1 protein-coding gene is annotated in these 255 nt (G+C 45.1%); it reads left to right on the top strand.

What is annotated here, in order from left to right:
• Positions 1 to 255 (top strand): GTP-binding protein (locus tag KDM92_RS19310; RefSeq protein WP_230408431.1); only part of this gene is annotated, 255 nt, incomplete at both ends.

The raw sequence follows: 255 nt of genomic DNA, 5'->3' as shown, positions 1-255 counted from the left end.
ACGCACACGTTGACTGCCCAGGTCATGCTGACTATGTTAAAAACATGATTACTGGTGCGGCGCAGATGGATGGTGCGATCTTGGTTTGCTCAGCAGCTGACGGTCCAATGCCACAAACACGTGAGCATATCTTGTTGGCTCGCCAAGTTGGTGTTCCATACATCATCGTATTCTTGAATAAATGCGACATGGTTGATGACGCTGAATTGTTGGAATTGGTTGAAATGGAAGTTCGTGAATTATTGTCTAAATACG

The organism is Affinundibacterium baiyunense, from assembly GCF_018139645.1.
In the GTDB taxonomy this organism is placed as follows: domain Bacteria; phylum Pseudomonadota; class Gammaproteobacteria; order Burkholderiales; family Burkholderiaceae_D; genus Undibacterium; species Undibacterium baiyunense.
This window is presented reverse-complemented; position numbering and strand designations above follow the sequence as displayed.